The 14,527-nt window shown below is 66.0% G+C and carries 13 protein-coding genes and 1 tRNA gene; 6 read left to right on the plus strand and 8 right to left on the minus strand.

Going from position 1 to position 14,527, the window contains the following annotated elements:
* Positions 1-73: 73 nt before the first annotated feature.
* The 3 genes from HU772_RS21110 (at position 74) to HU772_RS21120 (ending at position 3,494) form a co-directional block, all read left to right on the plus strand.
* Positions 74-463: a YybH family protein gene (locus HU772_RS21110; protein ID WP_186661710.1), complete on the plus strand. Its 390-nt coding sequence runs from the start codon at positions 74-76 to the stop codon at positions 461-463.
* Between the two features lie 87 nt (positions 464-550).
* Positions 551-2,050, plus strand: coding sequence for a purine-cytosine permease family protein (locus HU772_RS21115; RefSeq protein WP_186661711.1), 1,500 nt, complete (start codon positions 551-553; stop codon positions 2,048-2,050).
* Positions 2,051-2,063: 13 nt separating this feature from the next.
* On the plus strand, positions 2,064-3,494 hold the full coding sequence (locus HU772_RS21120; RefSeq protein ID WP_186661712.1) for an aldehyde dehydrogenase family protein: 1,431 nt from the start codon (positions 2,064-2,066) through the stop codon (positions 3,492-3,494).
* 179 nt (positions 3,495-3,673) lie between these two features.
* Here HU772_RS21120 and HU772_RS21125 read toward each other — a convergent pair whose 3' ends face one another.
* The 6 genes from HU772_RS21125 to HU772_RS21150 all read right to left on the minus strand — a co-directional run bounded on the left by HU772_RS21125 (position 3,674) and on the right by HU772_RS21150 (position 10,849).
* Entirely contained in the window at positions 3,674-6,076 is a 2,403-nt protein-coding gene (locus HU772_RS21125) for a DUF3772 domain-containing protein (protein ID WP_186661713.1), read from the minus strand.
* 54 nt (positions 6,077-6,130) lie between these two features.
* A complete protein-coding gene (gene ada, locus HU772_RS21130) occupies positions 6,131-7,189 on the minus strand; it encodes a bifunctional DNA-binding transcriptional regulator/O6-methylguanine-DNA methyltransferase Ada (protein WP_186661714.1) in 1,059 nt (352 codons plus the stop codon).
* A gap of 177 nt (positions 7,190-7,366) precedes the next feature.
* A complete protein-coding gene (locus HU772_RS21135) occupies positions 7,367-7,993 on the minus strand; it encodes a DNA-3-methyladenine glycosylase family protein (RefSeq protein ID WP_186661715.1) in 627 nt (208 codons plus the stop codon).
* A gap of 85 nt (positions 7,994-8,078) precedes the next feature.
* Positions 8,079-9,236 carry an MFS transporter gene (locus tag HU772_RS21140; RefSeq protein WP_186661717.1) on the minus strand — a complete coding sequence of 386 codons (1,158 nt, stop codon included), beginning with the start codon at positions 9,234-9,236 and terminating at the stop codon, positions 8,079-8,081.
* Between the two features lie 125 nt (positions 9,237-9,361).
* Positions 9,362-9,505, minus strand: a complete 144-nt coding sequence (locus tag HU772_RS21145) for a hypothetical protein (RefSeq protein ID WP_186661718.1) — start codon at positions 9,503-9,505, stop codon at positions 9,362-9,364.
* Positions 9,506-9,643: 138 nt separating this feature from the next.
* On the minus strand, positions 9,644-10,849 hold the full coding sequence (locus tag HU772_RS21150) for an MFS transporter (RefSeq protein WP_186661720.1): 1,206 nt from the start codon (positions 10,847-10,849) through the stop codon (positions 9,644-9,646).
* A gap of 210 nt (positions 10,850-11,059) precedes the next feature.
* Here HU772_RS21150 and HU772_RS21155 point away from each other — a divergent pair, with 210 nt between their 5' ends.
* Both HU772_RS21155 and HU772_RS21160 read left to right on the plus strand, forming a co-directional pair.
* Positions 11,060-11,992, plus strand: coding sequence for a FecR family protein (locus HU772_RS21155; RefSeq protein ID WP_225923066.1), 933 nt, complete (start codon positions 11,060-11,062; stop codon positions 11,990-11,992).
* Between the two features lie 96 nt (positions 11,993-12,088).
* Positions 12,089-12,165, plus strand: a tRNA-Met gene (locus HU772_RS21160).
* A gap of 58 nt (positions 12,166-12,223) precedes the next feature.
* On the opposite strand, the gene HU772_RS21165 is transcribed toward HU772_RS21160, so the two are convergent.
* Complete coding sequence (locus tag HU772_RS21165; protein ID WP_186661722.1) at positions 12,224-12,838, minus strand: LysE family translocator; 615 nt, start codon at positions 12,836-12,838, stop codon at positions 12,224-12,226.
* 226 nt (positions 12,839-13,064) lie between these two features.
* On the opposite strand from HU772_RS21165, the gene HU772_RS21170 reads away from it, so the two are divergent.
* Complete coding sequence (locus HU772_RS21170; protein WP_186661723.1) at positions 13,065-13,970, plus strand: LysR substrate-binding domain-containing protein; 906 nt, start codon at positions 13,065-13,067, stop codon at positions 13,968-13,970.
* Here the strand turns inward: HU772_RS21170 and HU772_RS21175 are convergent.
* Positions 13,910-14,494, minus strand: a complete 585-nt coding sequence (locus tag HU772_RS21175) for a D-Ala-D-Ala carboxypeptidase family metallohydrolase (protein ID WP_186661724.1) — start codon at positions 14,492-14,494, stop codon at positions 13,910-13,912. The two genes, HU772_RS21170 and HU772_RS21175, sit on opposite strands and share 61 nt — an antisense overlap.
* Positions 14,495-14,527: the final 33 nt, after the last annotated feature.

The raw sequence follows: 14,527 nt of genomic DNA on the forward strand, positions 1-14,527 counted from the left end.
CAGCGATTTTTCTCCTCGCCCGCCCCCACCAGAATCGCTTCACCATAATCACAATAATCGTGAGGCCACTCCCGTGGACCAGACCCTCCAGGTACGGCAGGCCGCCGCCGACCTCGTCGCCGCCTTCGCCAGCAATGACACCGCCCGCTACTTCGCCTGCTTCAGCGAAGATGCCACCTTCCTTTTCCACACCGTGCCGCAACCGCTGTTGTCGCGCCGCGCCTATGAAGACCTCTGGGCCAGCTGGCTGGCGGACGGTTTCGCCGTGCTCGGCTGCGAATCCGGCAACGCCCAGGTGAGCCTGCAGGGCGACGTGGCGATCTTCATCCACGATGTAGCCACGCGTCTGCGCGTCGCCGGTGAAGTGCTCGAGCTGAGCGAGCGCGAGACCATCGTCTTCCGTCTGCAAGGCGAACGCTGGATCGCCTGCCACGAGCACCTGTCGGTCGTCTCGCTGAGCTGATCACTTTTCAAGCGGCCCTGCCGCCCTGCCATCGCACCCACAACAAGGCCGCCCGACGGCCGACAACATTCGCGCTGGAGCCCCACCATGAGCCACTCGACCGGTATCGAGACCAATGGCGTCGAACAGATCCCCGACGATCAACGCGACGCCGCCCCGCTGGACCTGTTCCGCCTGATCTTCGGCGGCGCCAACACTTTCGCCACCGCAGTGCTGGGCAGCTTCCCGGTATTGTTCGGCCTGTCGTTCCAGGCCGGACTCTGGGCCATCCTGCTGGGGGTCGGTGTGGGCGCGCTGATCCTTGCGCCCATGGGCCTGTTCGGCGCGCTCAACGGCACCAACAACGCGGTGTCGTCCGGCGCGCACTTCGGCGTGCACGGGCGCATCGTCGGCTCGTTCCTGTCGTTGCTCACCGCCGTGGCGTTCTTCTCGCTGTCGGTGTGGAGCTCGGGCGATGCCCTGGTCGGCGGTGCCAAGCGCCTGGTCGGCCTGCCGGAAACCGACCTGACCCTGGGCCTGGCCTATGGCCTGTTCGCGGTGCTGGTCCTGGTGGTGTGCATCTTCGGCTTTCGCTTCATGCTGTGGGTCAACAAGATCGCCGTGTGGGCCTCGAGCCTGCTGTTCCTGCTGGGCATCGTCGCCTTCGCCGGGCCCTTCGACGCGGGCTATGCCGGCAACGTCAACCTCGGCCAGGCTGGTTTCTGGGCGGCGTTCGTCGGCGCGGCGATCCTGGCCATGAGCAACCCGGTGTCGTTCGGCGCCTTCCTCGGCGACTGGTCGCGCTATATCCCGCGGCAAACCCCCAAGTCACGCATCATGCTGGCAGTGATCCTCGCCCAGGCCGCCACCCTGATTCCGTTCCTGTTCGGCCTGTGCACAGCCACCCTGGTGGCCAGCCAGGCGCCGGACTACATCGCCGCCAACAACTACGTCGGCGGCCTGCTGGCGATCTCGCCGGGCTGGTTCTTCCTGCCGGTGTGCCTGATCGCGGTGATCGGCGGCATGTCCACCGGCACCACGGCGCTGTACGGCACCGGCCTGGACATGTCCAGCGTGTTCCCGCGCCTGCTCAGCCGCGCTGCCGCTACCCTGCTGATCGGCGTGCTGGCCATCGGCTTCATCTTCATCGGCCGCTTCACCTTCAACCTGGTGCAGAGCGTCTCGACCTTCGCCGTGCTGATCATCACCTGCACCAGCCCGTGGATGGTAATCATGATCCTCGGCCTGATCACCCGCCGCGGCTTCTACCACGCCGACGACCTGCAGGTGTTCACCCGTGGCCAGCAAGGCGGCCACTACTGGTTCGACCACGGCTGGAACTGGCGCGGCATGGGCGCGTGGATCCCCAGCGCGGCCATCGGCCTGTGCTTCGTCAACCTGCCGGGGCAGTTCGTCGGACCACTGGGCGAGCTGGCCGACGGCATCGACCTGAGCCTGCCGGTGACCCTGGGCATCGCCGCCGTGCTGTACCTGATCCTGCTCAACCTGTTCCCCGAACCCGCTGGCGTGTATGGCCCCCAGGGCCCGCGCTGGGTGCGCTGCAAAAGCACGCCCGTGAAGCCTGTGACCACCGCCGAAATGGCCTGACTGGAATCCGACCATGACCACTTCTCACTACATCGACGGCCACTGGGTCGAAGGCCAGGGCAGCGACTGCATCGTTGTCCACAACCCGTCCGACGGCCAGCCATTCGCTGAACTGATGGCCGCCAGCACCGCCCAGGTCGACCAGGCCGTGGCCGCCGCGCGCCGTGCCCTGACCTCCTGGAAGACGGTCAGCGCCGCCGAGCGTGCCAGCTACCTGCGCGGCTTCGCCGAACAGCTCGGCCAGCGCCGCGACGAACTGATCGCCCTGCAGATGCGCAACAACGGCAAACCGCGCCACGAGGCCGAGATCGACCTGGACGACGCCATCGCCACCTTCGCCTACTACGCAGGCCTGGCCGAGCAGTTGCCGGCGAAAAACCGCGACGTGCCCCTGGCCGCCCCAGGCTTCAGCGCCCGCACCCGCCTGGAGCCGGTGGGCGTGGTCGGCCTGATCGTGCCGTGGAATTTCCCGCTGGTGACCAGCGCCTGGAAACTCGCCCCGGCGCTGGCCGCCGGCTGCACCGTGGTGCTCAAGCCCTCGGAAGTCACGCCGCTGATCGAACAGGCCTACGGCCAGATCGCCGAGCGGCTGGGCTTGCCGGCCGGCGTGCTGAACATCGTCAACGGCAAGGCCGAGACCGGCGCTGCCCTGAGCGGTCACAACGGCCTGGACAAGCTGTCGTTCACCGGCAGCAACGGTGTCGGCAGCCAGGTGATGCGCGCGGCGGCGGCCCAGTGCCGGCCAGTGACGCTGGAGTTGGGCGGCAAGTCGGCGATCGTGGTGTTCGACGATTGCGATGTCGACCAGGCGGTGGAATGGATCGTCGCCGGCATCACCTGGAATGCCGGGCAGATGTGCTCGGCCACGTCGCGCCTGCTGGTGCAGGAGACGATCGCCGATGCACTGCTGCCGCGCTTGCGCAAGGCACTGGAAGCGCTGCGGGTGGGTAACCCGTTGCAGGAAGAAGTCGACATGGGCCCACTGACCAGCCAGGCGCAATGGTTGAAGGTTGCCGGCTACTTCGCCACCGCCCGGGAAGAGGGCCTTGAGTGCCTGGCCGGTGGCAAGGCGCTGGAGCGCGAAGGTTGGTTCGTCAGCCCGACGTTGTACGTGGACGTCCCCGACAGCAGCCGCCTGTGGGGCGAGGAGATCTTCGGGCCAGTGCTATGCGCCCGGCGCTTCGCCAGCGAAGCCGAGGCCATCGCCCAGGCCAACGACAGCCGTTTCGGGCTGGTTGCCACGGTCTGCAGCGCCGACCTTGAGCGCGCCGAACGTGTGGCTGACGCACTGGAGGTGGGCCATGTATGGATCAACTCAGTGCAGGCGGTGTTCGTCGAAACCTCGTGGGGCGGCACCAAGGGCAGCGGCATCGGCCGCGAGCTTGGGCCTTGGGGGCTTTCGGGGTATCAGTCGGTGAAGCATGTGACGCGCTGCCTGGGGTAAACAGCTTGGGCTGCACTTGCGTGCTGACGCAGAGAGACTTGCCTAGCGCGATCCCTGTAGGAGCGGCCTTGTGCCGCGAAAGGGCCGCAAAGCGGCCCTTTCCGGTCAGTCCGGCACCCCGGCAAGGCCGCTCCACAAGGGCGCGCGGGAGCGGCGGTGCGACGGCCCCCGCGATGGCATCAAGCGGGCTCGTCGGCCGGCCGACCATTCTCCTGCACCAACACCATGCTCTGTGGCGACGACAAGGCGATCCCCGCCTCGCGCAGGTGCCCGAGAATGGTGAACAGCAGGTCGCTGCGCGTGCTCGACACCTGCCGTGGCGAACCCACATAACCGCTGACCGCGATCACCATGCCGCTGCTGGTCAGGTCCTTGAACGTCACCGAGGTCGCGGGCGCGTCGAGAATCGACTCATGCGCCTTGTAAGCCGCCAGCAGCAGCTCGCGCACGTGGCTGGCGTCGGTCTCCAGTGGCAGCGTCAAGGTGATGCCGACCACGCCCAGGGCATTGGCCATGGTCACGTTGCGCACGTTCTGCGAGATGAACTGCGAGTTGGGGACGATCACCGTGGAACGGTCGGACATCTGGATCTCGGTGGCACGTACGTTGATTCGGCGGATATCCCCTTCCACCCCCGCCAGGCTCACCCAGTCACCGACCTTTACCGGACGCTCGGTGAGCAGGATCAGGCCGGAAATGAAGTTCTGCACGATCTGCTGCAGGCCGAAACCGATACCCACCGACAGCGCACTGACCACCCAGGTCAGGCTGGTCAGGTTGATGTGCAGGGTGGACATCACCAGCATGGCCAGGAACAGGAAGCCCAGGTACCCGACCAAGGTCACCAGCGATGCACGCATGCCGGCGTCCATGTCGGTTTCCGGCAGCAGGCGCTCGCTGAGCCAGCGCTTGACCACGCGGATGGCGAACCAGCCACCGAGGAAGATCGCCACGGCCAGGAGGATGTCCTGGGGCACGATCTTCAGGTTGCCCAGCACCTTGCCGCCGCTGGCGTCCCAGTCGGCCAGGCTCAGCAGCAGCTCGCCGGGGCTGGTGCCCGAGGGCATGAACACCAGCAACGCCGCCGCGAACAGCAGCAGGGTACGACCGATGCCCGCGAGGATGGTGCTGGCCTGGGCCTGGTGACGCTGCTGCAGGCCCAGTGCCGAGGCCAGGGCCAGGCCACCGGGCTGGCGCGGTGACAGCAGGGTTTCGCAGAGGTCGCCGAACACCGTGATCAACAGGTAGGCACAGGTGATGACCACACTGACCCACAGCAGCTTGCCGGTCAGGTAGAACGCCAAGGTGAGATAACCCGCAAGCAGGGTCAGCAGGATCACCCCCACCCACACCACGATCACCGCCGGGATCAGCCCGGCCAGGCCAGTTGGGCGCGGCAGCTCGTGCTGGCGCAAGGTCCGGCGGTAACCCAGCAAGGCGAAGACGAACAGCAGCGACACCACCAGCGCGGTCAGGCCGTTGGTGGCCAGGGTCAATGCCAGGCTGGTACCGATCACGCTGTTGATGCGTTCCTGGGTCAGCATCACCATCAGCACCAACGCCAACACCTTCGGGAACCAGGCCAGGGCACTGGCCACCTCGTCAGGGATCGGCGGCAGCCGCCACGAAGGGCGCTGCAGCATGAGCATGGCGCGCCCCAGGCCGGAAATGAACGCGCTGAACACCACCAGGGTCAGCACATGGTTGGTCAGGCTGGCGATATCGGTGCCCAGCTCGGCGCTGCTTTCCAGGCCCCAGCGCAGCAGCGACACCGAACCGGCGATGGTGCCCAGGGTCGCCAGGCTCACGCTCAGGGCCAGGGCGCTGCGGCGCAACCGACCTTCGGGCAGCCAGCGCACCATGGCATTGGCCAGCAGGCGCTCGAGCATGCGCCGCACCCAGGTCCAGACCAGCACCGCGGCAATCAGGGTGCCGAAAAAGAACCAGCGATGCTCGGCGCTGGTGGCGCTGGCCAGGGCATCGGCCGCTTCGCCACGCAGGTCCCGCAGGCGCGCCAGGTCTTCGTCGGTGGGCCGGATCAGGCTCGACCAGAAGGCCGGGCTCAAAGGGCTGGCCGCACGGCTGGTGACTTGCGAGTTGAACAGGCTGCGGCGCAGGTTGACGATCTGCGTGGAGAGGTCGCGGGCCGACTGAGTCAGTTGCGTCGCTTCCTTTTGCTCGGCGAGCACCGCGTTCTTTTCCGCCACCAGCTGCTGGCGTTGGCGGGTCAGGCTCTCGGCCTCGTCGGGCTGTGGCGGGCCAAAGACATTGAGCTGGTCGTCCAGGCGCTCGACATCGGCGCTGCGCTGGGTCGCCAGCGCATCGGCCTGGCGCTGCACCTGCAGGGCCTGCTGGCGAAGCTGCGACAGCAGGTCGTCGTTGGCATTGGCGCTGACGCCTTGGCGGATCTGGTCGAGGTGCTCGCTCAGTTGCTCAAGGCTGGCGTCTTCTTGCAGCACCTGCTGCTCGGCCACGGCCAGGCGCGACACCGGCGTGACCGGAGCGGCCCAGGCCGGTAGCGCCGCCCACAGCAACAGGGCCAGAACGCTTGCGTAAAATCGGTCAAGGCTGACACGCCTCATCGAATGTTCCTCTATACAACTCGACAGGGCGCAAATTCTACGCGTTCCGCAGGGTCAGGAGTGTGCCGTTTCTCGGGCCAACAGCTGGCGTTTACGCTCCACGCCCCAGCGATAGCCGCTGAGATCACCGTCACGACGCACCACCCGGTGGCAGGGAATGGCCACGGCAATGCAGTTGGCCGCGCAGGCCTGGGCCACCGCGCGCACGGCCTTGGGCGCGCCGATGCGCTCGGCGATCTCGGTATAGCTGACCCGGCTGCCTGCCGGCACCTCGCGCAAGGCCTGCCAGACCCGCTCCTGGAACGCCGTGCCTTGCACATCCAATGGCAACGCCAGGCCCAGCGCCGGCGCCTCGACAAAGCCGATCACCTCGGCGACCAGGCGCTCGAAGGTGGCATCGCCACCGATCAGGCTGGCCTTGGGGAACTTGTCCTGCAAGTCCTGCAACAAGGGCTCGGGCTCGTCGCCCAGCAGAATGGCGCAGATGCCCCGCTCGCTCTGGGCCACCAGGATCGCCCCCAGGGCGCACTGGGCCAGGGCGAAGCGGATGGTCGCGCCCTCGCCGCCGGCGCGGTATTGCCGTGGGCGCATGCCCAGGCGCGCGTCGGCGCTTTCATAGAACCGGCTGTTCGAGTTGTAGCCGGCCTCGTAGATCGCCTCGGTAACGCTGGTGCCGGTGTCCAGCTGTTCGCGCAGGCGCCGGGCGCGATAGGCCGAGGCATAGGCCTTGGGCGTGAGGCCAGTCTCGGCCTTGAACAGGCGATGCAGGTGGAAGGGGCTCAGATTCAGCTCGACACCGAGCTGATCGAGGTTCGGCGCCGTGTCACTGGCCTCGATCAGGCGACAGGCACGGGCCACCAGCTCGGTGCGCCGATTGACCTGCCCGCCCTTGCAGCGCTTGCAGGCGCGGTAGCCTGCCGCTTCGGCCTGGCTGGCGTCGGCAAAGAACTCGACGTTCTCGCGCTTGGCCAGGCGCGAGGTGCAGGCGGGCTGGCAATACACACCGGTGGTGCGCACGGCGTAGACGAAATGGCCGGTGGCGGCCGTGTCGCGAGCCTGCACGGCATGCCAGCGTTCAGCGTCGCTGGTGTAAGTGGTCGGGGCGGGCTTCATGACGCCTCTCCTGCTGAGTGATGCGATGAGCTTGGCTGGGTATCCGGCAGCGAACACTCCGAATCTTGCGTTGTCTTTGACGGCCCTTTCGCGGGCAAGCCCGCTCCCACAGGCATTGTGCCGGACCTGTGGGAGCGGGCTTGCCCGCGAAAGGGCCAGTGCAGCAGCCCACCCTCGTCAGGCCCGCCACAGGTACCAGGCCGCCACGGTGCGATGAGGGCTCCACGCCCCGCCCAACACCCGCATCCGCGCAGGTGTCGGCGCCTTGTCCAGCCCCTTCATGCGCCGATACCCCTCGCGCACGCCAAAATCATCCACTGGCAGGATATCCGAACGCTCGAGGCTGTAGATCAACAGCATTTCCACCGTCCAGCGTCCGACCCCGCGCAAGGCCACCAGGCGTTCGACCAGTGTCTCGTCATCCAGCGCCAAGGCCTGCGCCCGGCTCGGCACGCTACCTTCGAGGCTGGCCTGGGCTATGCCGTGCACTGTTGCCGTCTTGCTCACGGAAAGCCCGCAGGCACGCATGGTTTCAGGCGTCACGGCCAGCAATTGCGCAGGCGTGGGGAACGCCGTTGCGGGAAACAGCGCCAGCAAGCGGCCGAGGATCGCCTCCGCCGCCCGGGCATGCAACTGCTGGTAGGCAATCGCCCGCACCAGTGCCTCGTAGGGCTCGCGTCCGGGTGTGGCACGGTGCAGGCAAGGCCCGACCGCAGCGATGTGGCGGGCCCAGTCGGCATCCAGGCCGCTCAGGTATTCGGTGGCCTGAATGATCGCCTGCGGCGAAAGGTCTGCAAGGATCATCGGTGGTTTGCGCCCCGTGCAAAACCTCCAGCCTAGCCCAGACCCCGAACGATCAAACGCCGTTTCTTGCGCAATGCATCGCCGTTCAATCCACTGCTGCCTGCAGCTTGCCCGCCCGCCGGTAGGCCTGGCGCGCAAAGCACACGAACAACCCGGCCATCAGCGCCAGGGCCATCGGCAAGCCATGGGGCGCCACGTCCATCGCCGCGCCGCTGACCAGCGGCCCGACCAGGCTACCCACGCCCCACAACAAACCGACGCTGGCATTGGCGGTCACCAGGTCCTGGCCCTTGAAGCGCTGGCCGATCAGCACCAGCGCCAAGGTATAGATGCCCCCGGCCACCGCGCCAAGCACCACCAGCAAGGGCCACAACAGCCAGGTCATCTGCAGCAGCCACGGCAAGGCGATGCCGATTGCCATGGCCGCCAGCCCGCACACCAGGTGCAGCCCCGTGCGCTCGACCCGGTCGGCGAGCCAGCCCAGGGGCAACTGGAAGATCATGTCGCCGGCGAAGACCACGGTCACCATCAGCGCCGCCACGCCTACGGCGAAGCCATGGCTGGTGGCGTACACCGGCAGCAGCGACAGCACCACGGCATCGAAGAACGAGAAGAACAGCACCGCCACGCACAACGCCGGGGCCACCCGGAAGAAGCCGGCCAGGCCGAAGCTCTTGGCATCTTCCTCGTGCTCGACATGGTCGTTGGGCACGGTGAACAGGATGCACAGCAAGGCCAGGCCGTAGCAGGCGGTGACCACCCCGGTCAGCCACGGGCTGTTGGCGCCGAGCAGCGCCAGCAACGCCGGGCCGAGCACCTGGAAGCCGGTGAAACTGGTGGCGTACAGGGCCATGATCTTGCCGCGGTTGTGCTCCGGGCACAGCTCGTTGACCCACGACTCGCCGAGGATGATCGCGATGCCCATGCCGATGCCCAGCCCCAGGCGCAGCAGTGCCAGCCACAGCATCGAGTCGAAGGCCCACTCCAGCAGGGCGATGCTCAGGGTGCACAGGCTGAAGCTGAGCAGGTAGATGACGCGGCGGGTCAGGTGCTTGCAGCAGGCGTCGACCATGAACGCCGAGAGCATCATGCCTGCCGCCGGGATCGCCGAGATGACGCCGATCTCCAGGGTCCCCGCCCCCGCCTCGTGCAGGCGCAACGACACCAGCGGCAGGCTCGCCCCAAGGCTGAAACCGACCACCGACACGGCGAACAACAGGCCCGCCAGCAAACGCATGTTCATGTACCACTCCTTGCAAGCCGACGCGCAGGGGCTCTGGCCCTGGCCGACTGGAAAATCCGCTGAAAGATGTTCGAACGCAGGCGCCCGCGATCACGCCGGGAAGGCGCTGGGTGCAGGGGCGCGGATCAGTTCAGGGCAAGGTGTGGCGAGAAGGTGAAGGCGAACAGCACGCTGCGTCGACGCTTGAGCACCGTGTCGCTCGGCCACGCGCGGCGCGCTGTCGGGGCGACAGGCTGGCGGTGTGGGCGGATCACATCGGTACGGCGCATCAAGTGAACTACGCAGGTCAATGAAAGGAGGCGGCACTCTAGGCCAGCCATGGATGTTTCGTCAATCGCGGGTCAAGCCCGCTCCCATGCCTGATGGACAAATAGCGTGGAAGCGGGCTTGACCCGCGCTTTCGGTCCTCAGCGTTTGCCAGTAGCCGGCAAAAACACCGCCAGCAACCCAAACAACGGCAGGAACGAGCAAACCCCATACACGTATTCGATCCCACGCAGATCCGCCACATACCCCAGCAGCGCCGCGCCGATGCCGCCGAAGCCGAACATCAGCCCGAAGAAGATCCCGGCGATCATCCCCACGTTGCCCGGCACCAGTTCCTGGGCATACACCACGATGGCCGAGAACGCCGACGCCAGAATGAAACCGATCACCACGCTGAGCACGGTGGTCCAGAACAGGTCGGCATACGGCAGCGCCAGGGTGAACGGCGCCACCCCGAGTATCGAGAACCAGATCACCGCCTTGCGCCCGATACGGTCACCAATCGGCCCGCCGAAGAAGGTGCCCGCGGCCACCGCGCCAAGGAACAGGAACAGGTGCAGCTGCGAACTGGCCACCGACAGCTGGAACTTCTCGATCAGGTAGAAGGTGAAGTAGCTGGTGAAGCTGGACATATAGAAGTACTTGGAAAACACCAGCAAGCCCAGCACCACCAATGCCAGGATCACCCGCTGGCGCGAGATGCCGTGGGTGGCCTGCACCGCCTTGCGCGCCTTGGCCTGGTTGAGGTGCTCCTTGTACCAGCGGCGCAGCATCAAGGTCACGGCGAAGAAGAACAGCCCGGCCACGCCGAACCAGGCGACATGGGTCTGGCCGAAGGGAATCACGATCGCCGCCGCCAGCAGCGGGCCGAGGGCTGAGCCGGCGTTGCCGCCGACCTGGAAGCTCGACTGCGCCAGGCCGAAGCGCCCACCGGAGGCCAGGCGGGCAATGCGCGAGGTCTCGGGGTGGAAGGTCGACGAGCCAATGCCCACCAGCGCCGAGGCCAGCAGGATCATCGGGAAGCTGCCGACGAATGCCAGCATCACGATCCCCACCAGCGTGCACAGGGTGCCCATCGGCAGCAGGTTCGGCGTGGGCCGTTTGTCGGTAAAGAAGCCCACCCAGGGTTGCAGCAACGAGGCGGTGATCTGGAAGGTCAGGGTGATCAGGCCAATCTGGGCGAAGCTCAGGTCGTAATTGGCCTTGAGCATCGGGTAGATCGCCGGCAGCACCGACTGGATCAGGTCGTTGATCAGGTGCGCCAGGGCACAGAAGCCGATGATGCGCATCACCAACGGGGTGGCCGGGTTGCTCGCAGGGGTGGTCGGGGAGCTGCTGATGGCCATGGGCTGGAGATCCGTGCGCAGGTTGGGCCCTGATTATCGTGAAACAAATAGATACGAAGCTAGCTTTTTATTTCCCGCACCCTGGCGCTCACGGGGTCGACCTGCCAACGACATACTTGCAAATAATTCTCAATATAATTAGCATCTCAGGCACTCCAATCCCCGTAAACACTGGGCCAAACCACCCTCCCCCGCGAGCAGACCGACCCTATGAGCCCGATGCCCGCCTTGCAGCCGCCGCCCGATCCCGAACACGAAGCTCTGGAATGGTTTGCCCGCTTGCGCCAGCCCGGCTGCGACGAACGCCTGCGCCAGGCCTTCGCCCTGTGGTGTCAGGACCCACTCAACGCCCGCGCCTACGCAGCGCTCGAAGCCTACTGGCAGCAGTTGCAGGTACCAGCGCCGCGCCCACGGCCCCGGGCCGTCAAGGTCCGGCGCAGCCGGGTAGGGCTGATGCTGGGGGTGTTGTTCCTGCTGCTGCTGGCATTGCTGGCCTGGCTCTATTGGCCGACACTGCAACGCCTGGGCAGCGAGCTGCACACCGACGCCGGCGAACGGCGCAGCGTGCGCCTGGCTGACGGCTCGACCCTGCACCTGGACAGCGCCAGCGCGATGAATGTCGACCTGCGCGGCCGTACCCGCCAAATGCAGTTGGTCCAAGGCCAGGTGTACCTGGAAGTAATGCTCGATGGCCGGGCGCTGGAAGTGCAGGTCGACGACACCCGCATCCAGGTGTTCGGCACCCGCCTGCAGATCACCCGCCACGGCGACCATGACGAACTGGTGGTGATCAAGGGCAAGGCCACCGTCAGCCAGGGCGCCGACCAACGCATGATCAACGCGGGCGAGCGCGTGACTTTCAGCGCAGCGCATATCAACCCGGTGGAAAAGGTCGATATCCAACTGGTCGATGCCTGGCGCAGCGGCCAACTCAAGGCCAGGAACCTGCCGTTGACCGAGGTGCTGGAACGCCTGGCCGGTTATCAAGGACAGCGTGTCTGGTTGCTGGACGAGCAGGCGGCGCATCGACGCATCAGCGCGGACTTCGACCTGGATCACCCGGCCCAGAGCCTCGACAAGCTGGCCGCCGAGCAACAGCTGCGCCTGCAAGGCGTGCTTGGCCACTGGCTGCTCGTGCGCTGAGCCGGGCATTCCCGCTAAGTTTTTGAAAGGTTGGAAAATTTTTTTAAAAACGTTGTTGACAGGATCGCGATTCACGCTAATAATGCGCGCCAAGTTGGCTACATAGCTCAGTTGGTTAGAGCATAGCATTCATAATGCTGGGGTCCGGGGTTCAAGTCCCTGTGTAGCCACCATCTTTTAAAAGGGCTTATCGAAAGATAAGCCCTTTTTTTCGCCTGCTAAAAAGTACGCCTAGCGCACCCCCGCCGTCAGCACAGCCAGCCCCAACCCTATCAACGCCACACCGATCACCCGATCGACCACCACCTGCCGCTCGATCATCGCCCGGCGCAGCAAGTGATTGGAGAAGAACACCGCCACCAGGCTGAACCATACCCAGTGGGCGAACGACATGAACGCGCCATAGGCGAAGTCCAGTGCCAGCGGGCTGCCGGGCTGCACCACCTGGGTGTAGGCGCTGACCACGAAAAGCATGGTCTTGGGGTTCAGCGCGTTGGTCAGGAACCCCGTGCGCAAGGCGCTCGCCATGCTGGCCTCGCTGTGCGCAAGGCCGTCGAGGCGGATGCGCGTGGTGTTGGTCAGCGACTTGTAGCCCAGGTAGACCAGATAGCCCGCCCCCACCACCTTCATGGCCAGGAACAGGGCCGGGCTCTGGCTGATGATCACGGCAATGCCAAGCACGGTGTACAGCACATGCACCTGCACACCCAGGGCGATTCCCACCGCTGCGGCGAGGCCGGCCTTGCGGCCCTGTGCATAACTGCTGCGGGTGACCATGGCAAAGTCGGCGCCAGGGCTGATCACAGCCAGGAGGGTGAACAGGGCGACGGCGATGAGTTCATTCACGAACGGTTCCTCAATAGACGATGAAAATTCACTTTTCCCGTCATTATCGAGGCAGTACTCACCAGCAAAAATCGATTTATAGTGAGACAAATACGCTAGTTAATCTCACAGACTCCTGTAGCTGCGCAGGCCTCTTCGCGGGTAAACCCGCTCCCACAGCGACCGCGCTAGCTTTAGCAGTTGAGCAAGACAGTTGCTCCCACAGGCCGGCAAGGACGACATCCCCATGAAACTGCCTCCCCTCACCGCCTTGCGCTACTTCGATATCGCCGCCCGCAGCGAAAGCTTCGTGCGCGCCGCCGAACACCTGCACGTCACCCACGGCGCCGTCAGCCGCCAGGTCCGCCTGCTCGAGGAAAGCCTCGGCGTGGAGCTGTTTGAACGGCGCAACCGGGCGATCTTCCTCACCCACGCCGGGCGTGACCTGCAGGCCACCACCCAGGCGATCTTCGAGCAGTTGGAAGACGCCGTGCAGCGCCTGCACCAGCAAGCCCACGACACCGTGCTGGTGCTGTCCTGCGAGCCGACCATCGCCATGCGCTGGCTGATCCCGCGCCTGCCGCGCTTCCACGCCGCCCACCCCGACCTGCAACTGCACCTGGTGGCCGCGGGCGGCCCGGTGGACTTCAGCCGTGGCGGCATCGACCTGGCCCTGCGCCGCGACGATTTCCACTGGGACCGCCAGTTGCACAGCCTGAAAATCTGCGACGAATGGATCGGCCCGGTCCGCGCGCCTGGCTACCAGGGCCAGCGCCTGCTGCACAGCGCGACCCGCCCCAGTGCCTGGCCGACCTGGCTGCGCCTGAGTGACCAGGCCATCAGCCAGGGCGAGCGCAGCGACTACGAGCATTTCTATTTGTCGATCCAGGCCGCCAGCGCTGGCCTGGGCCTGGCCATGGCCTCGGCGCTGATGGTTCGCGACGAACTGGACAGCGGCCAGCTACAAGCGCCGTTCGGCTTCCTGAAGGAGGGCTCCAGCTATCACCTGCTCAGCCCGCAGCCGCTGAACGACGGCGGCAAGCGCCAACGTTTCGCCGATTGGGTCCAGGGTGAATGCCAGGCCTGCCTGGCTCACCTGGGCTTGCTGCAGAACGACGAGCCCGGGCTGCCATCGCCACCCCAGGTGCGATAACCCGCCGTATCGAGGTGGATGCGCCCCGACGGATAGCGCCCCAGCCCCATGTTCCAGGTTTGCCCATGCTGCTGCCAGAATTGGCACAGCGGGTTGGGGTCGGCCCAGGCCGGCAACAGCAGGTCCACCGCGAATGCACGCATGTGCGCACTGCTCGGCGCGCCACCGGCGCAAGCATTCAGACGCGGATCGCGGTACGCCGAGACCACTTCGAACTGACGCAGGACGCCCTGCTCGCCCAGCACCTTGAGCAGCGACAGGGTCGAGCGCACCGCTGGCCAATGGGTGGCCGGCGGCACCGCGAACGGCGACGCCTTGCACAAGCGCCAATCCGACGCCGAACGCAACAGCTGGTGGATCGGCACCACCCCATACAAGCGCGCCGCCACCAGCATCTCGCGAAACCCGCGATTCTCGTGATCCCCCGCCCACTGGGCGAACATCCACACATCACGCTCGTCCGCCTGGGCCATGCCGAGCCCGGACAACGCAATAGCCAGTAGCCAGTACTTGGCGCTTTTCATGCCCCCTCCTGTTCATCCACCATGGGTAGCGCC

It is taken from the genome of Pseudomonas xantholysinigenes (assembly GCF_014268885.2).
GTDB lineage: Bacteria > Pseudomonadota > Gammaproteobacteria > Pseudomonadales > Pseudomonadaceae > Aquipseudomonas > Aquipseudomonas xantholysinigenes.

Coding starts and splice junctions, on each gene's coding strand:
- HU772_RS21155 (WP_225923066.1), top strand. CDS start 11,060: ATGAGCCCGATGCCCGCCTTGCAGCCGCCGCCCGATCCCGAACACGAA.
- HU772_RS21115 (WP_186661711.1), top strand. CDS start 551: ATGAGCCACTCGACCGGTATCGAGACCAATGGCGTCGAACAGATCCCC.
- HU772_RS21150 (WP_186661720.1), bottom strand. CDS start 10,849: ATGGCCATCAGCAGCTCCCCGACCACCCCTGCGAGCAACCCGGCCACC.
- HU772_RS21135 (WP_186661715.1), bottom strand. CDS start 7,993: ATGATCCTTGCAGACCTTTCGCCGCAGGCGATCATTCAGGCCACCGAA.
- HU772_RS21175 (WP_186661724.1), bottom strand. CDS start 14,494: ATGAAAAGCGCCAAGTACTGGCTACTGGCTATTGCGTTGTCCGGGCTC.
- HU772_RS21145 (WP_186661718.1), bottom strand. CDS start 9,505: ATGCGCCGTACCGATGTGATCCGCCCACACCGCCAGCCTGTCGCCCCG.
- ada (WP_186661714.1), bottom strand. CDS start 7,189: ATGAAGCCCGCCCCGACCACTTACACCAGCGACGCTGAACGCTGGCAT.
- HU772_RS21140 (WP_186661717.1), bottom strand. CDS start 9,236: ATGAACATGCGTTTGCTGGCGGGCCTGTTGTTCGCCGTGTCGGTGGTC.
- HU772_RS21170 (WP_186661723.1), top strand. CDS start 13,065: ATGAAACTGCCTCCCCTCACCGCCTTGCGCTACTTCGATATCGCCGCC.
- HU772_RS21120 (WP_186661712.1), top strand. CDS start 2,064: ATGACCACTTCTCACTACATCGACGGCCACTGGGTCGAAGGCCAGGGC.
- HU772_RS21125 (WP_186661713.1), bottom strand. CDS start 6,076: ATGAGGCGTGTCAGCCTTGACCGATTTTACGCAAGCGTTCTGGCCCTG.